The organism is uncultured Brachyspira sp., from assembly GCF_944388875.1.
Lineage (GTDB): Bacteria > Spirochaetota > Brachyspiria > Brachyspirales > Brachyspiraceae > Brachyspira.
On the sequence record NZ_CALXKQ010000006.1, the window covers coordinates 1 to 22,227 of the forward strand.

17 protein-coding genes and 1 pseudogene are annotated in these 22,227 nt (G+C 27.3%); 11 read left to right on the forward strand and 7 right to left on the reverse strand.

Going from position 1 to position 22,227, the window contains the following annotated elements:
- The first annotated feature begins 441 nt into the window (after window positions 1-441).
- The 3 genes from Q0J69_RS05810 (at window position 442) to Q0J69_RS05820 (ending at window position 5,370) form a co-directional block, all read left to right on the forward strand.
- Window positions 442-3,051 carry a homocysteine S-methyltransferase family protein gene (locus Q0J69_RS05810; protein WP_297205047.1) on the forward strand — a complete coding sequence of 870 codons (2,610 nt, stop codon included), beginning with the start codon at window positions 442-444 and terminating at the stop codon, window positions 3,049-3,051.
- A gap of 282 nt (window positions 3,052-3,333) precedes the next feature.
- On the forward strand, window positions 3,334-4,146 hold the full coding sequence (locus Q0J69_RS05815; protein WP_297205048.1) for a vitamin B12 dependent-methionine synthase activation domain-containing protein: 813 nt from the start codon (window positions 3,334-3,336) through the stop codon (window positions 4,144-4,146).
- 231 nt (window positions 4,147-4,377) lie between these two features.
- A complete protein-coding gene (locus tag Q0J69_RS05820; RefSeq protein ID WP_297205049.1) occupies window positions 4,378-5,370 on the forward strand; it encodes an alpha-1,2-fucosyltransferase in 993 nt (330 codons plus the stop codon).
- Here the strand turns inward: Q0J69_RS05820 and Q0J69_RS05825 are convergent.
- Window positions 5,363-6,289, reverse strand: coding sequence for a methylenetetrahydrofolate reductase (locus Q0J69_RS05825; protein WP_297205050.1), 927 nt, complete (start codon window positions 6,287-6,289; stop codon window positions 5,363-5,365). The genes Q0J69_RS05820 and Q0J69_RS05825 overlap by 8 nt on opposite strands.
- A 147-nt stretch (window positions 6,290-6,436) precedes the next feature.
- Here Q0J69_RS05825 and Q0J69_RS05830 point away from each other — a divergent pair, with 147 nt between their 5' ends.
- From Q0J69_RS05830 to Q0J69_RS05855, 6 genes are all read left to right on the forward strand, one after another.
- Window positions 6,437-7,834, forward strand: coding sequence for an MATE family efflux transporter (locus Q0J69_RS05830; RefSeq protein WP_297205051.1), 1,398 nt, complete (start codon window positions 6,437-6,439; stop codon window positions 7,832-7,834).
- Between the two features lie 110 nt (window positions 7,835-7,944).
- Window positions 7,945-8,478, forward strand: coding sequence for a hypothetical protein (locus Q0J69_RS05835; RefSeq protein WP_297205052.1), 534 nt, complete (start codon window positions 7,945-7,947; stop codon window positions 8,476-8,478).
- Between the two features lie 34 nt (window positions 8,479-8,512).
- Window positions 8,513-10,048 carry an NTP transferase domain-containing protein gene (locus tag Q0J69_RS05840; protein ID WP_297205053.1) on the forward strand — a complete coding sequence of 512 codons (1,536 nt, stop codon included), beginning with the start codon at window positions 8,513-8,515 and terminating at the stop codon, window positions 10,046-10,048.
- Window positions 10,023-11,159, forward strand: a complete 1,137-nt coding sequence (locus Q0J69_RS05845; protein ID WP_297205054.1) for a hypothetical protein — start codon at window positions 10,023-10,025, stop codon at window positions 11,157-11,159. The genes Q0J69_RS05840 and Q0J69_RS05845 overlap by 26 nt, the downstream gene beginning before the upstream one ends.
- A 71-nt stretch (window positions 11,160-11,230) precedes the next feature.
- The gene (locus Q0J69_RS05850; protein ID WP_297205056.1) at window positions 11,231-12,112 is read left to right on the forward strand and encodes a DUF2225 domain-containing protein; all 882 of its coding nucleotides are present in this window, start codon (window positions 11,231-11,233) and stop codon (window positions 12,110-12,112) included.
- The gene (locus tag Q0J69_RS05855) at window positions 12,112-13,182 is read left to right on the forward strand and encodes an LptF/LptG family permease (RefSeq protein ID WP_297205057.1); all 1,071 of its coding nucleotides are present in this window, start codon (window positions 12,112-12,114) and stop codon (window positions 13,180-13,182) included. Before Q0J69_RS05850 ends, Q0J69_RS05855 begins: the two co-directional genes overlap by 1 nt.
- Here Q0J69_RS05855 and Q0J69_RS05860 read toward each other — a convergent pair.
- From Q0J69_RS05860 to dxr, 3 genes are all read right to left on the reverse strand, one after another.
- Window positions 13,166-13,624: a GNAT family N-acetyltransferase gene (locus Q0J69_RS05860; protein ID WP_297205058.1), complete on the reverse strand. Its 459-nt coding sequence runs from the start codon at window positions 13,622-13,624 to the stop codon at window positions 13,166-13,168. The two genes, Q0J69_RS05855 and Q0J69_RS05860, sit on opposite strands and share 17 nt — an antisense overlap.
- A 3-nt stretch (window positions 13,625-13,627) precedes the next feature.
- Complete coding sequence (locus Q0J69_RS05865; RefSeq protein ID WP_297205059.1) at window positions 13,628-15,364, reverse strand: proline--tRNA ligase; 1,737 nt, start codon at window positions 15,362-15,364, stop codon at window positions 13,628-13,630.
- A gap of 92 nt (window positions 15,365-15,456) precedes the next feature.
- A complete protein-coding gene (gene dxr, locus Q0J69_RS05870) occupies window positions 15,457-16,611 on the reverse strand; it encodes a 1-deoxy-D-xylulose-5-phosphate reductoisomerase (protein WP_297205060.1) in 1,155 nt (384 codons plus the stop codon).
- A 238-nt stretch (window positions 16,612-16,849) separates the two neighbouring features.
- Between dxr and Q0J69_RS05875 the strand changes: the two genes are divergently transcribed.
- Together Q0J69_RS05875 and Q0J69_RS05880 are read left to right on the forward strand one after the other, a co-directional pair.
- A complete protein-coding gene (locus Q0J69_RS05875; protein WP_297205061.1) occupies window positions 16,850-18,478 on the forward strand; it encodes a GldG family protein in 1,629 nt (542 codons plus the stop codon).
- 38 nt (window positions 18,479-18,516) lie between these two features.
- A complete protein-coding gene (locus tag Q0J69_RS05880; RefSeq protein WP_297205062.1) occupies window positions 18,517-19,797 on the forward strand; it encodes an oligosaccharide flippase family protein in 1,281 nt (426 codons plus the stop codon).
- A 62-nt stretch (window positions 19,798-19,859) separates the two neighbouring features.
- On the opposite strand, the pseudogene Q0J69_RS05885 reads toward Q0J69_RS05880, so the two are convergent.
- The 3 genes and pseudogenes from Q0J69_RS05885 to Q0J69_RS05895 form a co-directional block, all read right to left on the reverse strand.
- Window positions 19,860-19,967, reverse strand: a pseudogene (locus Q0J69_RS05885) (ankyrin repeat domain-containing protein); the annotation flags it as partial.
- A 536-nt stretch (window positions 19,968-20,503) separates the two neighbouring features.
- Entirely contained in the window at window positions 20,504-21,196 is a 693-nt protein-coding gene (locus Q0J69_RS05890) for an ankyrin repeat domain-containing protein (RefSeq protein WP_297205063.1), read from the reverse strand.
- Between the two features lie 373 nt (window positions 21,197-21,569).
- Window positions 21,570-22,205, reverse strand: a complete 636-nt coding sequence (locus Q0J69_RS05895; protein ID WP_297205065.1) for a Crp/Fnr family transcriptional regulator — start codon at window positions 22,203-22,205, stop codon at window positions 21,570-21,572.
- Window positions 22,206-22,227 lie beyond the last annotated feature (22 nt).

Genomic DNA, 22,227 nt, shown 5'->3' on the forward strand with positions numbered 1-22,227 from the left:
CGATAGTCGATAGTCGATAGTCGATAGTCGATAGTCGATAGTCGATAGTCGATAGTCGATAGTCGATAGTCGATAGTCGATAGTATTATTTTATGCATACCGTTAGTATATATATAATTATTCTATTTGTCAATATAAATATATCATATATGAACAATTTTTTAATATTTAAATACTAAAAATATAATATCACTTTTTCATATAATAAAATATATATAATAAACTTAATATAACGGAATCAATAACTATTATAATAAATAATAGTTATTGATTGAATAATAAAAATAGGCATTGAAAGTATACTGTAATTATTCTATTTGTCAACACTTGTTAATATATTTTTTATTGTTTATTAAAATTATTTGATTTTTTTATAAACTTGTTATATTTGTATTTTTATATTAGAATACTAAATATATTATAAAGAATTGGCGGTCATTTATGGAAAATATAAAATATAAACTTAAAGAATTAATAAAAAAACAATATTTGATAATAGACGGAGCTACAGGCACAGAATTACAGAAAAAAGAAATAAGGAAAGAAGATTGGATTATAGACGGAAATAATTTAGAAGGATGCAATGAAGTACTAAATATAACAGCTCCAAATATAATGAAAGAAATACATATAGATTATTTAAATGCTAATGCCAATATAACAAAGACTAATAGTTTTGGGGCTATACCTTGGGTATTAAGTGAATATGATATTGCTGATAAAACTTATGAACTTGCTAATAAGGCTGCTTTAATAGCCAATGAAGCTAGAGAAGAATATTTAAAAAATCATAATTCTAAAGGAGATTTAAATAGAGATATTTTTATTGCAGGCAGTTTAGGACCTGGTGTAAAATTACCAAGTTTAGGACAAATTAGTTTCGATGAAATGTATAAAGGATATATAGAAGCTGCTAAGGGATTAATAGACGGAGGAGCAGACATTATACTTCTTGAAACAGCACAGGATGTTCTTCAGCTAAAATCTGCTATACTTGCAGTTAATGATGCAGCAAAAGAATTAAATAAAGAAATTCCAATAATGGTTTCTGTAACAATAGAAAAAGAAGGCACTATGCTTTTAGGCACTGATATAGAAACAGCATATACAATACTTTCAAATTTAGATATATTTTCTATAGGTATGAACTGCGGTACAGGACCTGATATGGCGATGCGTCATATAAAAAAACTTTCAGAAATATCATGTCTTCCAATATCAATACACAGCAATGCGGGACTTCCTGAAAACAGAGGAGGAAAAGCGTATTATAGTATGACTCCTGAAGAGTTTGCTGATATTAATAGTGAGTTTTTTAATTTGGACGGACTTGCATTTATAGGAGGCTGCTGCGGTACTACTCCTCTCCATATAGAATCATTGGCTAAAAAAGTAAAAGGAGTAAAACCTAAAAATCCTGCATTAGAAAAACCTAGACCTTATATAGCAAGTCTTTTTAATGTTGTGAGCATTAAGCAAGAACCTGCCCCTTTAATGATTGGAGAAAGAAGCAATGCTACTGGAAGCAAAGTATTCAGAGAGCTTATGATTGCAGGCGATATGGACGGAATGCTTGATGTTGGTATAAAACAGGTTAAGGCTGGAAGCCATGCTATAGATGTTAATGCTGCTTGGGCTGGACGCGATGAAATAGAAGATATTACAAAAATTATTTCAGCTTATGTTAAACAAATTTCTCTGCCATTGGTTATTGATGCAATAAAACCTAATGTAATAGAGGCAGCTTTAAAAGTATATGGAGGAAAGCCCATAATAAACTCGGCTAATATGGAGCAGGGAGAAGAAAAATTTGATGCAATATGTTCTCTTGCTAAAAGATACGGTGCTTCTGTAATGCTTCTTACAATAGACGAAAAGGCTATGGCATTAACTTGCGAGGATAAATTAAGAATGTGCAGCCGTATGTATGACAGAGCGGTTAATATACATAAAATTTTACCGCATGATATAATATTTGATCCTCTTACTTTTACGCTTGCAAGCGGCGATGAGAATAGTTTTTTAGCAGGTGTTGAAACTTTAAATGCTATAAAAGAATTATCAATTAAATATCCAGAAAGCTCAATAAGTTTAGGTGTATCAAATATTTCATTTGGTCTTAAAGAAGAAGCTAGAAAAATAATGAACTCAGTATTTTTATATGAAGCAATTAATCATGGACTTACTACTGCTATAGTTAATGTTGCTCAAATAATTCCTTTATCAAAAATAGATGAAAAAGAAATAGATCTGGCAAGAGAATTAATATATAATAAGAATAACAGCAAAGAGCCTCTTATAAATTATATAAATCATTTCTCTGACAAAAAAGAAAAGAAAGAATTAAACAGTGAAGAAAATATAAAAAAGCCTATAAGAGAAGCCATAAGAGATGCTATGCTTGACGGCGAATGGAAAGATATGCAGATTTTATTAAACGAAGTGAAAGAAAACAGCGAAGAGTTTGGAGGAGAAAAATTATTTGCTCAGGCTATAATAGATGAGATACTTCTTCCAACTATGGCTGATATCGGAGTAAAATTCGGAGAAGGTACTATACAGCTTCCATTTGTTTTGGGTTCTGCTGAAGTTATGAAAAAAAGTGTGGATTTTTTATCTGAGTTTTTGGAGAAGAAAAAGCAGGATAAAACAGCTAAAATAATACTTGGTACTGTGGCAGGAGATGTGCATGATGTTGGTAAAAATCTAGTTGAAATTATTATAAAAAATAACGGATTTGAAACAGTCAATCTTGGCACTAAAGTCCCTATAGAAAAGTTTTTAGAAGCATATCATGAACATAATGCTGACTGTATAGGTATGTCTGGACTTTTGGTAAAATCTACTGAAGTGATGAAGGATAATCTTGCATACATTAGAGATAAAGGATTAAAGATACCAATTCTGCTTGGAGGTGCAGCATTAACAAGAGAATTTGTAGAAAATGATTGTAAAAAAGTTTATGGGGACAGCGGTAAAATTTTCTACTGTAAAGATGGATTTGATGATATACTTGCAATAAAGGAGATAATAGCAGACAGGGATAAATGAAAATAAATTCGATAATGTATCCACTTTTTCTAGTTTGCTGACATAACAATGATAAAAAGTTATAATTAAAAAATAAGTATGAAGCCAGATAGCTTATTACAGGCGGATGCGACCAAGTAGGCACCCTTACAGGTGACATAACAACAAAAAAAGCGAGAACGAGCAGAAACTATACGGCGAGTTCGAGCATAATAATAAATAGAAGTGAGCCGAAGCCAGCTAGTGAGTTTACTCGCTAGCTTATTACAGGCGTAGGCGAATATAACAATAAAGGAAAGAATTATGCCAGAAATAAATCACAAAAATCATGAACATTATGTAAATAAGCCTCCTTTCTATGGAAGAAAAGTTTTTGAGTTTAATAAAGATATAGAAAAAGAAGCTTTTGATATGATTAATAAGGTTAGGCTTTTTAGAGTTGGTTTTGGCTACTCTGCTAAAAATCAGGATATGGAAAAATATAATGAGATGATTAAAACTAAAGTAGAGCCTAAATACGAAGAGATGAAAAAAAATATCATAGAAAATAATTTAATGGAAGTAGTAATGATTTACGGATTTTATAAAACTACTACAGAAAATGACAAATTATATATATATGATGTTGATTTTGATACTAATCAATTAAAAGATGAAAAAATAGAAATACCATTAGAGCGTATGGAAAATGAACCTTATAATTCTATAGTTGATTTCTTTGATAAGGAAGAAGATACTATAGGTTTTACTCTTGTAAGTCTTGGAACAAAATTTGCTGATTTTTTGAAAGGGCTATATGATAATGACGATTATAAGGATTATTATTTCTATAATGCTATAGGAATACATATTATAGAAAATTATGTGGATATACTTCAAACTAATATGGATAATCTTTTAAATTTAAAAAATAATGGAAAAAGAAAACATGTAGGATGCAGATATTCTTTCGGTTATAAGGCCCTAAAAAATATGTATGGAAACAGAATCATATTTGATAAATTAAAGCCAGAAGAGTTTAATGTTACGCTTACAGAAAGCTATATGATGTATCCAGAACTTAGTACATGTGCAATAGTTTCATTTTGCGAAGATGCTTATTATTTTGCTAATTAATATAATTAGTAATTTTATGGAATTAAGGTTTATTATTTGCATGTTCCGTTAATTATTGTTATGTTAACTTTAATTATGAAAAAGTAATAATTTTATATATATTTTATTCATATTAAATTATGTTTTATACATGAATTATGATATTAAATTGATATTTTATGTATAATATTGACTTTATATAGAAATATAATATTATAATACTTACATAACAATAATTAGAGGTATATGTCTATGTTATATAATAATTATAGAGATTTAATAAATAAGAGAATAGCTTGGTTTATACCTATAAAAAGTTTAAGGGATAAATTTAGAAATATATTAGATGATATAGTTAATACTATGTATAAAATAGAATATCTAGTAGATAAAAATAATACTTTAGAAAACAAAGATGAACGCTTATTTATAATATGGCAATGCGATGGTTTTGCAGGTCAAATATGGAAATATATATTGGGAGAATCTATAAAGCAGAATCAAAACAATATAAGAATAAAATATGATATAAGTTGGCATATAAATAATGGTAAAGATGCTTATGGTAAAGATAAAAGAGTTTTTGATTTAGTTAATTGTTTTCCAGATTTAAATATAGAGGTAGCAGAAAAAGAAGAATTAGAAATTTATAGAAGATTGTTTACATATAGAGGTCCATATAATTATGATATAGAAAACATAGTATTTACAAAAAAGAATGCATATCTTGATGGATATCCGAAGTTATTAAAACATGATATCAATATTATAAAAGAAAAACTTGATTTAGATAAGCATCTATTTCATAGACTTAAAGATGAAAATTTAAATGTATATAATATGATAGTTAACCATGAAGCATCTGTAACAGTTCATATTAGAAGAGGAGATATAAATTTACATGGAGAGTATGCTTTTTTTAATAATAGTGATAAAGTATATAAGGAATATATAATAAAAGCTATTAATAAGATGATTGATAAATTAAAACCTATTACCCCAAAATTTTTCTTTATTTCAAATGATATGAATTGGGTAAAAAATAATATATTAAATAATTTTAATAATTCTATTGATTATTATGAAGTGAAAGGAAATGATGATCAAGTATATTTTGATTTATATTTGTTATCAAAAGGAAAAAATATGATATTAACTATAGGAGGATTTTCACATTTTGGAAAATTTTTTAATAAAAATGAAAATCCTATAATTATTAGTCCAGATAATATAGATTCTATTTAATATTTTTTAATAAATTAACAACAAAATCATAATTGTTCATACTCATTATATGCATCTTTTTATGAACTTTAATCATACTGTTAAATAAATTAATAGATAATTCTTCCGCAGTCTTTTTTTCTTCTTCTGGAGATTTATCGCTGGCATCTTTTAATTTATTTAACCATTCTTCTGGTATATAAGCACCTGGAAGTTTATAATATATAAAATATGCAGTTTTGTAAGTTAATACTGGAAAAAATCCAGGTACAAGTATAGGTTTTTCTTTTAATGGAAGCTCATCTATCCATTTTAAAAATAATTCTAATTGACTAACCTCATATATTGGCTGTGTAAAAATTGCTTTTACCCCTGATCCAGCTTTTTTGGCTAATCTTAATTTTAATGTATCATTATTTTTAGCATAACTGTTTATAACACAAAACGGATATATAGGCTTCAATTCTTCTTTAAAAGTAAACTCCCCTAAACTTTTTGAATTATTTAAATTATTGATTATTTTTATTAATAGTTCTGAATTACCTTCAAATACTCCTTTAGCTTGTTTCTGATTTCCATTAGCTACAGCATCTCCAGTAACAGCAAGCACCATTCTTATATCAAAATAATTAGCTCCTATTAAATCATTCTGCAATGCTATTGAATTTTTATCTCTCATAGTCTGAGTTGTTATAAACGGTTTATCATTATTTAATCTTTGCTGTAATTGTAAAGCAGCAAGTATAGATGAAATTTTTAAATTGGCAAAAGGAGAGTCAGTTACAACAAATGCATTTATATATTCATCTATTTTTGATTTACTTATTTTATCTTCTATATAGCTTAAATCATATTTTGCCTGAGGTGAAATTTCCAATGTAAAAGTATATTCATTATTATTTTCTAATTTAGATATAAAATTTTCTACTTTATTATTCATACTTATTTATCCTAATTATTATGTTTACTTAAATATCGTACTAGAAAAATAAAAAAAGTCAAACAAAAAAATCATATTGAAGTTATATAAAAAAGGTATATACTTTGATATATTGCTTGGAATATATTTTATTAATAGGTATTTGATATGGAAAATGATATAGTTAATGATGATTATAAAAGGCAGGAATTAAAATATAAAGAATTAACGGAGAAACCTGTTGAAAAACTTGTAGCAAAAATGGCTGTTCCAACAATAATAAGCATGCTTACAACTTCATTCTATAATATGGCAGATACATTTTTCGTAAGCAAAATAAATACGCAATCAACAGCAGCCGTAGGTATAGTATTTTCTATGATGGCTGTTATACAGGCTATAGGCTTCTTTTTTGGACATGGTTCAGGTACATATATTTCTATAAAGCTAGGTGCTAAAGATACTGCAGAAGCATCTAAAATGGCAGCTACTGGTTTTGTTTCTTCTATTATTATAGTGGGACTTTTTATACTTATATTTGGAATAATATTTATAAAGCCCCTAGCCTATATTTTAGGATCAACAGAAACCATACTTCCTTATTCAATAGAATATATGAAGTATATTTTAATAGGTGCTCCGTACATGACAGCTTTATTGGTGCTTAATAATCAATTAAGACTGCAGGGTAATGCAATTTTTGCTATGGTTGGACTTATAACAGGTGCCATAACAAATATAATATTAGACCCCATACTTATATTTACTTTTTCTATGGGAATAAAAGGAGCGGCAATAGGAACTATAATAAGTCAGTTTATAGGTTTCTGTATATTGTTAGTAGGTACTAATGTTTGGGGTACTTTGCCTATAAATTTAAGAGATTTTTCACCTAGTTTTCAAAAATATAAGGCAATTATAGCAGGAGGACTTCCAAGTCTTTGCAGACAAAGCATTGCCAGTGTATCAACTATGCTTTTAAATACTGCAGCAGGTCCGTTTGGAGATGCTGCAATAGCTGCTATTTCAATAGTAAATAGAGTGGCAATGTTTACAAATTCAGCAGTTATAGGTTTTGGTCAAGGATTTCAGCCTGTATGCGGTTTTAATTATGGAGCTAAAAAATATGACAGAGTTATTAAAGCATATTATTTCTGCATAAAAATATCTACTATAATACTTTTAATATTTTCCAGTATTATATTTATAAATGCTTTTCATATAGCAATGTCTTTTAATGATAAAGATGCTTTGCTTGTAGAAATTGCTTCAAGAACATTGAGATATCAGGCATTAACCATTCCATTATGGGGATTAATAACATTATCAAGCATGATACTTCAGACAACAAGGAAAACATTTAGGGCTTCTTTACTTGCTGTATCAAAACAGGGGTTATTTTTAATACCAGTAATATTTATGCTTCCTAGATTTTTTGGATTAACTGGTATAGAAACGGCACAGCCTGTTGCTGATTTTCTAACTTTTTTGCTTTCAATACCTCTTGGATACAGCATAATAAGAGAGATGAAATTAGAAGTCAAAAACTCTGCAAAAATAGTTTAACATAATATATTATAAATTGTTATATTTATGAATATGCTTTATTTTTTACTAAAACTAATATAAAAAATTAATGCTTGAACTTTAATATTATAGGTATATAATAGAGAATTATGGAAATTAAAGATTCTACAAGAAGTGCATTGATTAGAAAAGGAAATGAGCTTTTTAATCAAAAGGATATAGATGGGGCTTACCGATGCTATTTAACAGCCTCATATTTTGGCGGTATAGAGAAAATTGCGGATTATTATAATTTTGAAAAGAAAAATATTATAAAAGCAATGCAGTTATATAAATTTATCTTAAAAGAAGACTCTAATCTAGGAGGTAATGTAAGAGCCAAGCAAAAATTGGATAAATTATCAGAATCTGTGGTTAAAGTTTTGAGAAAATGGCTTAAAGAAGATGAAACTTTTGATGCTGAAAATAAAAATACTAAACTTGAATTGGATAGTAAAAATGCTGTGCTTCCTTCTAATTATAAAAAAAATAGTTTGGAAGATATACTAAAAGAAAAAGAGAAATTGGATAAAAAAGCTGAAAAAGATTTAGAAAATAATAATAATGATTTTTATTCCAAAGCATCAAATATAAAAAAGCCAGTTTTTGAAAAAATATATACAAATAAACAAAATAAAAAATAAAAACTATTAAACATAAAAATTAGGAGTTCTCTTTATGGAAAAAAATGTAGTAGAAATAGAAAATGCCCTTGCTTCACTTTCATCAAAGTTCTCAAAAAATGATACTTTGGTTATTATATTGGCTGCTGGTCATGGTAAAAGAATAAGAAGCTCCACTTCAAAGATGCTTCATACTATATGGGGCGTTCCTAGTATAGAAAGAGTTAGACTTGCAGTTAGAAACGGCATGCCTAAAAGTAATATTACTATAGTTGTAGGAATAAAAGCATTGGATGTAGCTAATGCTGTTGGAAAACAAGCCAATACAAATTTTGCGTATCAGGAAGAGCAAAGAGGTACTGGACATGCTGTCAAAGTAGGACTTGAAAAAAGCGATTTAAAAAATATTAAATATTGTTATGTAATATATGCTGATATGGGACTTATAGATTCTGAAACTATGAAAGAATTTCATGAAGAGTTTATTAAATCTAAAACAGATATGATAGTTATGACTGCTTTATATGACGGACCTAAAGGCAGTAATTATTATGGAAGAATACTTAGAAGCAGAGGCTTAACATGTGATGGTAAAGTAAGTAAATATAAACAAAAATCTCAGGGTAATGTACTTGGTGTTATTGAATATAAAGATATACTTGCCATGAATGATGATGATAAACTTTATAAAACATATAAAGATGAAAAGTTTTCTTATGAAAAAGATGAATTATTGGACAATTTTAATGAATATGTAGCTGGTATATATGGTTTTAAAATGAAGCCTTTAGAAGAGCTGATACAAAAGTTAGAGGCTAATAATGCCCAAAATGAACTTTATTTAACGGATTTAATAGAAATATTTTTCAATAATAATTTATCTATTTCTACATACATGCCTAAAGACAGCAGAGTTGTTTTAGGATTTAATGATAAAACAGTTCTTAAAGAGATGGAATCTATTGCCAGAGCTAATGTTTATAATAAGTTAAAGAATATTATTACTATATATGATGCAGAAGATTTCTTTATTGATGATACTGTTGTAGAGCAAATACTTGAAAGAGATAAAGATGAAAAACCTCTTGATATATATGTTGGCAAAGGAGCATATATTGGAAAAGGAGTTACTCTTAATTATGGAGTTACCATATCTCATGGAGCTAAATTAGAAGGAAATGTTTATCTTGGAGAGCATACTTATATAGGAGATAATGCTCTTATTTCATGCTTAGAAAATCAAAAACTCATACTTGATGATGATGTTCAAATATATTCAGGAAACCAAATTAAAGGAAATGTTTATATAGGAAAGAATACAATATTAGAAAGAGGAGTAAATGTTACGGGAAGTGATAATCATCCTATAAATATAGGAAGCAATGTACTTATAAAGGGAGTTAGTTATCTGTATGGTTCTATTGTTGATGACAATGCTTATATAGAACATTGTATATTCTATTATTCACATATAAAGGCATTATTAGATGATAAAGGGAATGTAATAAAATGCCGATTTATAAGACCTAAGGAAGAAGGTTTAGAATCAGTAAGTAAGATAGAAGATGGTAAAAAAACTAAGAAAAAATAGTATATTATTTATAATAATAGCATTGATTATTTTTTTATGTGCTAGTTTAACTGCCCAATATCAAAAAGATTTAAGAAATGATGCTCCTCCTCTTACAGAGCATTATATAAGAATGAGCGGATTTGAGTCGTTGATTACATGGTCTGTTGCTTCTTTGAGGGAAGAGCCTAATATTACTGATTTATTTGTTGATATAAGAAATAATATACATTTTGCTTATTATGATAATGTGCTGAATACAGCAGTTTATGTTACTGGAAAAGACGGCAAGTTTACTAGAACCTTGCTTGATGATAATAGAGATTTAGGCGGATTAATTACTTTAGCCACCAATAATAATAATATTCATACAGCATATAACAGGTCAAGCAAATTATTATATGCTAATAATAACGGCGGTTCTTTTAATAATTATGATATGGATTTAACAGCAAATAAAAAAATAATAGACTTAAAATTAGTTGTATCTGCTTTCTATTATCCTACATTGTTTTTTATAGACAGCAGAGGAATTTTATCCGTATCAAGATTTTATAGAGATAATTTCTTCTCTGATTTCGTTTATACAAATAATATAGTTGATAGTGTATATCCAGTGGCAGAAAAGGACGGATATGCTTTATTTATACATGATTATGAAACAGGAAATATATTTTATGGTTCTAGAAAAACAAATACAGCATTTAGATTTTTTGATAACAGAGCCATAGTAACTAATTCTGATATTTATACGGTAATACATGAAGAGCATAACAGATTCAATGTACTTTACACAACAAAAGATAATCAAAATGAAATAAGATATATGAGATTTTATCATGGAAGTTTTAGTAATGGAGTAATAACAGAAGATGATAAAAAAATTACTTCATTAGATGCTACATTAAATTATGGTTATGAGGTAACAGCATTATATTTAAAAGAAGATGGTAATAAAAGTTTGTATATGGATGGAAGAGTTATAGATTTATCAATACTTGGAACAAGTAAAGGTAATGTGAAAGTTGCTGCTGCTCAATATCCGTATTTTTATCTTTTATATTATAATGATATATTTCAAGAATTGAGGGTAACTAAGATAAATATAAGTGATGTTGAAAAATCAAAATAAGACGATAATAAATTTGACATTTTTACATTTAAAATGTTTAATTAAATAATTGTAAGAAATAGGATGTTTTTATGAGTGATGAACAACCAAAAGTATCTTTTATAGAAAAAAATCCAAGAACTTGTCCTGTATGCAAGGGTGATTTTTACCATGAAATGCTTCTAAGCGGCGGCGGAAGATTAATAGCAGGACAATTAAGAAATGACTTAAGAAGAACCTATGAAAAGAGTAAAAGATATGGTACTGTATATCCATTAATATATGTAGTTGTGGTTTGTCCGCACTGTTTATATGCTGCTTTTCAGGAGGATTTTCAATTAATAGATCCTAAGAAAAAGGATGCTGCTTCAGATTCTGCTGTTAATAGAGCTAAGTATATGAAAGAATTTTTCGGAGATGATGTAGATTTTACAAGAAACAGAACATTGCTTGAAGGTGCGGCAAGTTATTTTTTAGCATTGGATGGCTATCATTATCATGGAAAAGATACTGCCCCTACTTTAAAAAAGGCTTTATGTTCTTTGAGATTAAGCTGGACATTAGAAGATTTGGCAAGTGTTTACCCTAATGAAAATTATGAAAGACTTATACCATTTTTTCAATATAAAGCAAGCGAATTATATTCAGCTTCTATAGAATGTATGCAAAACGGAAAAGAAAATTTTGAGAAATTAAAATCTTTCGGACCTGATATAGATAATAATTTTGGTTATGAAGGTATGCTTTATATGGGGGCTTTGCTTGGAATGGATGCCTCTAAATTTATACCAGACCCTAAGGTTAAAGCTCAAACTTTAGTACAGGCTAAAAGAAAAATAAGTAAAGTATTTGGTTCTGGTAAGACAAGCAAATCTAAACCTTCAGCATTGCTTGAAAAAATAAAAGAATTACATAATAATATAACAGATGAACTAAATCGTCTTAATGAAGAATATGGTATAGATGTGAGTTAATGAAGAAGCTAAATCTGTATTTATTAAAAGAGTTCCTTTCTTTTTTCTTTGGATCATTATTTTTATTTGTTATTTTAGTTACAATAGCAGATTTAAGCAGCAGATTATCTTTTTATACTGCACATCCTGAATTAATGAGATATTTTGTTACATACCATTTGGCAAGAGCACCTCATAATACATATTATATATTTCCAGTAGCTTTAATGTTCTCTTCTACATATGTACTAGGAACTTTCGTAAAAAATAAAGAAATGATAGCTGTTGAAAATTCTGGTATTAGTTTATTTAAATTTTCTAGTCCGATATTTATAATAGTTATATTTTTATGTTTATTTCTTGTATTTTTTTGGGAATTTGTAGCAGCTCCATTAAATAAAGTATCATTTGATGCTAATGATAAGATGCATGGAAATACTAAAAGTTCAAAAAGCGGTCCTTGGCAGCTGTTTGGAGGAAATAATTATATTTACTTTATAGATACATATTTTTATCAAGAACAATATATGACAAATACGATAATATTAAAATTGGATGATAGCGGATCTATAAAAATGAGAATATCAAGTCCTTATATTCAATGGAATAATAATGATAGAAAATGGTATGTATCCAGCGGAATATTAACTACATTTAGTGACAATAAGGAAATAACTGTTCAAGAGATAACAAATTATCAACTAGATGTTTTGGAAAGACCGGAACATTTTTACGGACGTCCTCCATTAGATTCTATGAGCATAAGTGAAGAAGCACGCATTATAAGATTACAGAAAGAAGTAAATATGAATACATCAAAATTAGAAACGGATTTGCATTATAGAATATCATACTGTTTTTCAGGATTTATTATAGTTTTATTAGCATCATTATTTTCTAAATTTTCTACTCAAAGTGTATTAGTTGTAAGTTTAGTATTGGTTATATTAGTAGCATTGTTTTATTATTCTATTGTTATGATATTCAGATCTATGGGTGAAGCCGGAAATATGAATGCTTTTATTGCTGCTTGGATGCCTAATATAATATTTGGCATACTATGTATATTGGCTTTTAAGAAATTCCACTAATTTTATCAATTTGTTTTTCCATTATAATAGCGTCAAATTGATTATTATAATATTTGTTTCTAATTGATATTTCTTTAAAACCATTTTTTATATAAAAGTTTTTAGCTATTATATTTTTTTCATGCAAATCTAATTTTATGCTGTTTACATTATTATTTTTGGCTTCATTAAATAAATATGATAATAATTTATTACCATATCCATTGTTATATGGATAAACTGCTATAAATATTATATCTATTTCTGGCGGAAGCAAAAAATATATTAAAAAACCAAATATAGATTTATCATTTTTTATTATAACAACCTTATTATATTCATCTTCTATATATTTTTTTATAGTTTCTTTTGATAAATTTATATATTCACTTTTTAAAGATATAGAAAAAATTGAATCTATGATATAATCATCAGAATTATTTATAAACTCAATATTTTCCATATATTATAATTTATTATTAATTTCATCAAATAATTCTTGTTTCTTTGTTTTCACATATTCTATTATTTCATCAGCTTTTACTTCAATAGTATTAGATGAATTTCTTAGTTTAAACTCTACTACCCCACGCTGAAGAGATTTTTTTCCAACCATTATTCTCATAGGTATTCCTATTAAATCACAATCATTAAGTTTAACTCCAAGCCTTTCCTTTCTATCATCAAATATAGTTTCAATACCAATATTATTTAAAGACTTATATATTTCTTCAGCCTTTTTAAATGATTCTTCACCTTCCTTATCAATAGCAACAACAATAGCTTCATAAGGAGCAACGCTTATAGGAAATATTATTCCTTTATCATCATAATTTTGTTCTATAATAGAAGCCAAAGCCCTAGTAACTCCAATCCCATAGCATCCCATTATAGGAATTATCTCTTTATTATTTTCATCCAAAACTTTGAAATTAAATGCTTCAGTATATTTATCGCCAAGTTTGAAAATATGACCTAGCTCCAAACCTTTCTTTTGATAAAGAACTTCTCCGCATTCAGGACATTTATCTCCTTCTTTAGCTAACCTGAAATCTCCCCATACATCAATATTAAAGTCCCTATTTATATTAACATTTTTTATATGCGTATCATCCTTATTTCCTCCAACTATAGCATCAGATACCGATTTTATAGTATTATCAGCAAAAACTCTAACTTTTTTCTTTAATCCTATAGGCGAAGCAAAACCGACTCTAGCACCTGTAACTTCTTTTACAGTATCTTCATCAGCAAGTTCTATTTCCAATCCTCCTAATGCATTGCAAAGTTTAGTTTCATTAATTTCTAAATCACCTCTAATTACAACAAGTATAACTTCTCCCTCTTCTGTTTTGTATATTATACTTTTTATAAAATTATCAGCAGTTGTATTGAAGAATTTTTCCAAATCATTAATAGTTCTTATGTCAGGTGTATATACTTCCTCTAAAGGCTCATCTGTATAAGAATTAGAATACTCTTCATCTTTAACATTAGCTTTCTCTACATTAGCTCTGTAGCTGCATTTAGAACAAAAAATTATTGTTTCCTCCCCTACTTCGCTTAAAACCATAAACTCTTCACTGCCTTCTCCTCCCATAGCACCGCTGTCAGCTTTAACACTTACTGTATCAAGCCCCATTCTTTTAAATATTTTTGTATATGCTCTGCTCATATCATTATAAGTTTTATCCAAGCATTCCTTGGTTATATGAAATGAGTATGCATCTTTCATTATAAATTCTTTTGATCTTATAACTCCAAATCTAGGACGTATTTCATCTCTGAATTTTGTATGTATTTGATATAAAGTTAAAGGAAAATCTTTATACGAATGTATTTCATTTTGTGCAGTTATAGTAAACGCTTCTTCATGAGTAGGTCCCATAGCCATATCAGCATTATTTCTATCTTTTAATCTGAATAATTCTTTTTTAAATCTTTCCCACCTTCCTGAAGGAGTAAGAAGTTCTTTTGAAACAAGTATAGGCATTATGCATTCATTGGAATCTATGGCATCCATCTCTTCACGTATTATATTTGATATTTTATTCAATACTCTTACACCTAAAGGCAAATATGAGTAAAGTCCATTGGATATTTTTCTAGCAAGCCCCGCTCTTAGCATTAATTTGTTTGAAGCTATTACTGCATCTCTAGGAGCTTCTTTCAATGTTGGAATAAACATTTTTGATAAACGCATAATATTCACCTCATAAAATTATATAAAATTGTATTAATAATATATTATAAAACTAAAATTATCAACTGTTAATATAAAATGGTTTTTAATAATTATTTTTTCATTGAATCTATCATCCAAGCAGTTTCTTTTCTTATCTCATTATCCATATTTATAATATTTTCTATAGTTAAAGGAATATTTATTTTTCTATTGCATATTTTACTTACTATATTAAATATATCAGTAAATCCTATTTTCTTTTCTAAAAATGAATAAACACATATTTCATTTGCAGCATTCAAAATGCATGGATAAAGACCGCCTTTTCTTCCGCATTCATAAGCTAGTTTAAGCATAATAAATTTATCTATATCCATTTTATAAAAGTTTATTTCAGGATGTTCATATAATCTTAATTTTTCAAAAGGCGTATTTTTAATCTCTGGATAAGTAAGTGCATGCTGTATAGGAAGCCTCATATCATTTTTTCCAATCTGAGCATAAATTTCTCCGTCAATAAATTCTGCCATAGAATGTATTAAACTTTGAGGATGAATTATTGTTTCTATCATATCATAATCTAAATTAAATAAATGATGAGCTTCTATAACTTCAAAACCCTTATTCATCATAGTAGCACTGTCAATAGTTATTTTGCTTCCCATTGACCAAGTAGGATGTTTTAATGCCATCTCTACCGTAACATTTTTTAATTCTTCTTTCGGAGTTCTAAAAAAAGGACCTCCTGAAGCTGTTATTATTATTTTTGAAAGAGCGTTTTTAGGGAAATGTCTAAGCATTTGGAATATTGCAGAATGTTCGCTATCTATTGGTATTAAACTAGCATTATGTTCTTTTAATAGTTCATTTATTATATCTCCTCCTACAACTAAGGTTTCTTTATTTGCCAATGCTATAGTCTTTCCTTTTTTTATGGCCTCTATTGTAGGAAGAAAACCAGCATATCCTGTAAGGGCATTTACTAGTATATCAAAATCTGTATGTTTTACAAAATCAGCTATGCTTCCTTCATAAATGTTTATATTATCGGTGCAGTCATAGTCTTTAAAAATGTTTAATGCATTTTTATCAGATATATTAACTGTTTTAGGTTTAAACTCTGTGCATAAAGTTCTCAATACATCTATTTTACTGTTTGAAGACATGCCAACTATTTCAAAATCATTATTAAACTCTCTCACAACAGAACAAGTATTAGTGCCTATAGAGCCTGTAGCTCCCAACAAAAGAATTCTTTTTTTCATTTTCAATATCCGTTATAATATATATTTAAATGTTGTTTAATTTTATCATTGTTTTTTATGCAAGTAAAGAAAATTATATAAAAATAATTTTATTAATAATTTTTTATTTTTATTTAGTAAATCACAAATAAACCGATACTTAATTGAAGAATTGTATATAAATTAACATAACTATTGAAATTTATACTGGTTTATATATAATACTTATTCAAATTAATAAAAAACGGATTATTAGCTAATGTCAAATAAAAAATTTAATTTAAAAATTGCAATGATAGCATCTTGGGTGTTATTATTTTTTGCTTGGATATTCTTTTATGCTGTAACTCAAACTCCAACTCCTGTATTTTGGGTTGTTCTTGTAATATCTGCTATTTTAACCATTACAACATTGGTTATAGATAGAAAAAATATAGTATCTCTTTTAAAAATGAGATTCGTACATAAAGCATTTTTTGGCATATTATCTCTAGTTATAATATTAGCAATACTTGTAGGACTTTACATTATAAGTATAAACTTCCCTATAAGGTTTGATTTGACTCAAAATAAATCTTATACGGTATCACAGCAGACTATGGATGTACTATCAAGAATAGACAGTCCCCTTTCTATAGTTGTATTAAGATCTCCCAGCACTGACCCTACTTCAGCAGATTGGAAAGCTGACTTGCTGTTAGAACAATATAAAAGAATAAATAAACATATAACCGTTGAATATATAAATCCAATAGAAAAGCCTTCAGCTAAAAGTAAATATCAAATGACTCAGGTTGGAGAGATAGTATTCACTTACGGACAGGGAAAACAGGTAAGAGTATATAGAAAAGATTTGACGACTCAGTCTAAGGTTACTTCAGATCCTTTATTTGTTGGGGAAGAAAAATTTACTCAGTCTATATATACATTATTAGATAATGAATCTTATGTTATATATTTTACAGTTGGTCATGGTGAAAGACAGCTTCAGGACAGAGGCGGAGAAGGTTTATCTTATGTGAAAACATACTTAGAAAATGAGAATTATAAAGTTAGAGATTTAAATATAATACTTGAAAATATACCTACTGATGCAGCTTTATTAGTTATTGCAGCTCCAGTTGAAACTTTCAGTGATTTTGAAATAGAAAAATTAAACAATTATGTAAAAACAGGAGGAAAACTTTTAGTTTTATATGATAGTTTCTTGGATAGAAGTAAATTTAATTGTAATTTAGGTGATTTCTTATCCGATTGGGGATTTAAAACTAAAAATGACTATATAATAGATACAGCTTCAAGTGTTGTTATACCAGTTAATATAGTTCCTCAATATACTTCTCATCCTATAACTCAGACGCTTAAAGAAGGCAATGTATTTGCATGCTTAGTTGTAGCAAGAAGTATATTAAGAGGAGAAAACAAATATAACGGCAGCTTTGAAGATATAATAACTACTACTCCTCAGGGATACGGTAAAGAGGAAGCAACATTTGATTTATCTAGGGCTAGATTTAATCCTAGAACAGATATTTCAGGTCCTGTGCCTTTGGCTATAAGCGGTACTTATGAGATAGAAGGAAGAAAAGAGCCTGCAAGAATAGTTGTATTTGGTGATGCCACTTTTGCTTTGAATGCATATATAAATCCTGAACAAGGTCAGTCTGTTGATATTGCTTTTGCAGGAAATAAGGATTTATTTATGAATACAGTTGCATATCTTTTGGAAGCAAGACAAAAAATTACTATAAGACCGAAAGAAGCAAGCATAAAAAATCTTACTCTCACTACTACGCAGACTAACTTTATCAGATATGTTGCTCAAATAGGTTTGCCTTGTTTATTCGGAATATTAGGTATATTAATTTGGTTCTTAAGAAGAAGATAATAATATTACTATAATAAAGGTTATTAAGTTAATATAGTATGAATAATATTAAAGAATTATATAAAAAATATTCATATTATATTAACTATGCCATGCTTGTATTTATAAATGGTATTGCAAGCGTACTAAATTATGTATCTTCAATCTATATAAATAGAAGTTTATCAATATCAGATTTCGCACACTATAATGGTATAATAAATATATATTCTATAATAGTTTTAACTGTATCAAGTTTCAGCTATTATATAATGCATCATTATAAAGATGATGAAGATGCAAGGGCTTATTGGGCTTATGGATATATACTTGCGGTAATAATATTTATAATTTATATTTTATCAATACCTTTAATGGATATATTATTCAATATAAAAAGCTATAGTTCTCTTTTGATAATGTCGGTCGGTATATTTGCTTCAATTTTGGTAATAGTTTCTCAGTCTATATTAAAAATTAATAATTATATAGCTTATGATTATGCGGCAAGTTTGGCGGCAATATTTATAGCTAAAATACTGCTGTTGGCATATTTCATTATTACAGGACTTACTTTAGACAGGGCTATTATATCAGTATCATTATTTTGCGTTTTATATCTTATAATAAATTTAATAGAATTAAAAAAAGTAAATCTGCCTTATTATGCATCTCTAAAAAATATTAGAATGTATTTTTCTTCTAAAAATTTGTCAGTGTTTTTAACATATATAATTAATATTGTAATTATTAACTTTATATTTAACTGGATATCATTAAGCGATGTTTTAATGGCAAACAGATATCTGGATAAAACAAGTGCAGGCTACTACTCTACTATATCATTGATAATAAAAATGTTTTTCTATATTGGCACTCCAATAGCTTCAGTAATGTTTTCTTATATATTAATAGCTATGAGAGAAAATAATAAAAGCAAAGAAAAAAAAGTTGTTTACTATTCCATAGCTCTTTTGGTATTAGCTTCGCTTTTTTTATCAATATTTTTGATTGTATTTGCAAAACGGATAGTATTAATACAATTTACAAGCAGATATGAGGCTATTATTCCATTAATTCCTCAGGCTGTGATATTTGGTTTTTCTCTAGCCTTTACAGTACTTACATTTAATTATGGGCTTGCTTATAAATTATTTGCCCCATTTTACGGTTATTTGGTCATATTTGCCTACGTATATTTTTCATTAAGAAACGGACTTAGAACATTTGAAAACTTTATGTTCATAATGAAAATATTTTTTATAGCTTTGCTTATATACAATATTTTAATTATATTAATACATAGAATAATATTAAAAACTAATAAAAAAGTAAAATAGAAAATTATATATGAATGTTATTAACTTTTAAATCGGCAATAATAAATTATTTTTTATTACTTAGCATATTTTTCAATAAGCATTTTTGATATTTCATCTTGCTTATAAATAATAGAGAACATTAAATGACTAATCCCATCCTCAATGTTAAGATTTATATTAATTTTTTTTATTATCCAAATAATATACTTGTTTCAAAACTAAATTTATTAATATTTATAAATTTTTAATTTAATATTTTTTTAATTATAGTTGGGGCTTTGCCCCAAACCCCACTTCTTTTGGACGCTGTCCGCTTTCGGTGTGGCACAAAGAAGCATACGAAGTACGCCTGTGGCGAAAGACTGCATATTTATATACTAAAATGATAGTTTACACAACATATAAAACATTACTTTTATAATCGGTAAATTACGGAATTTTTATATATAATCTTGTCAAGTACTTTTGAAACAAGTCTAATTTGAAACACCTTCACTATTACCATAAAATTATATATAATAGAAATTTTATCTTCACTTAGTTTATTAAGTTTTGTCTTATTAGAATATTTTAATAAAAAATAACAATATATAAAAATACATTCTTTATAAAATAAAGAAGCAAACAAAGTTTTCATCCTATACGCCATACATGGCAGTACCAAGAGACACTATGTTTGCTTCGTATTAGTATTCTTTAAAATTATAAATAAAATTACTTTTTATTACTTAGCACCTTTTTGAATGAGCAGATGCTCTATTTTAGAATTATTTTTCTCTCTTGCATAACCCAATGCTGTTTTTCCGTCTTTATCTTTAGCATTAATATCTGCCCCAGATTCTATTAATAATTCAGCTATTTCTGTATTATCAGCAACAATAAACAACATTAAAGGTGTAGCATTTTCTAATTTTATATCACCATTTTTACAAGATAATTTAAGATTAATATCAGCACCAGCATTTATTAATAATTTCGCTATTTCTTTATCTTGGTTAAGTATTAAAGGAGTAATATTTTTCATATACACCCCATTTTCATTTAATGAAGTTTTTATATTGACATCAGCTTTTTTTTCTATAAGGATTTTGGATATTTCTGTTCTATTATACATTATAGAATGTATTAGAGCGGTAAATCCAGACTTGTCTTTTACATTGATATTAGCACCTTTTTCTATGAGCATTTTTGCTATTTCATCTTGCTTAAAAATAATAGAAAATATTAATGGTGTAGCACTATTTTTTATTCTAGCATTTATATTAATTTTCTTATTATCTATAAAATTTGAAACTTCTTCAATATTACCAGATGCTATATATGATAAGAATTCTGCTTCATTTTCAGAGTTTGATGGATACAGTGCATTAAAACTAAATAAAGTATACAATACTGTCATTAATACAATTTTTTTCATATAAACCTCTTTTTTAAAAATTTTTATAAAAAAGTATATATTAATTATATTATTTTGTCAATATTGATATTTTATTCTCAATAATAAAAATCAATATTGAGTATTTTAGTATAATAATATTGTGAATTATAACGAGGTTAAAGTGAATATGCTAAAAAATATATATTTTAAATGATTATAATATTTTAATAAAAAAGCTTGTAACCTAAATAATCAGTTCTCAGTTTGAGCGAGCGAACAATTTTTATTAGCAATAATAAAAAAATAATAATTTTTTAAATATTAGAATGCCAAATATAAAAATTGTGAGCGTCTAGTAAATTTATTTACTAGAGTAAAATAGCGAACAATTTTTATTAGCAATAATAAGAAATTATGATCTCTTTCTTTTTAAATCAATTTGTCTTTGAATCTCTTTTAAGTTTCTTACATATATTGTATTTGTTTTAATATCAATTTTACCAGTTTTTGATAATGTATTTAAAACTTTTTGAACATCATTAACTTTAACACCGCACCAGTTAGCAATATCATTTATTGTAGCATTTAATTCCTGAGGTTCATAATATTGATCTCTAGGTATATTCTGAAGTTCAGCAAGCAAAAGCAAACAATCATATACTCTTAAATCTATTTCATTTAATTGAAGTATTAAAAGTCTTCTCTTAGCATCGAATATTCTTTTTGCGAACATTTTTGAAAGTTTAAGTGCCATAACAGTATTATTTGATAATATGGATTGGAAATTCTCTTTTCTAAGCTCTATTAATACAGTAGGTTCATTTGCTATTGCAGATGCACTTCTAGTGGTATCTTCTAATATAGCCATTTCCCCAAAAAACTCTCCCTGATAAACTATATCCAATAACTTTTCAACATCTTTAATAACTTTTGTGATTTTCACAGAACCGCTTTGAATCATGTAAAATTTATCACCTTTTTCATATTCTAAAAATATAATATCATCAGTGTTGTATTTCTTTGTATGTGAAGATATATTATTATCCATTTTTGTTCCTTTTATTAAAATT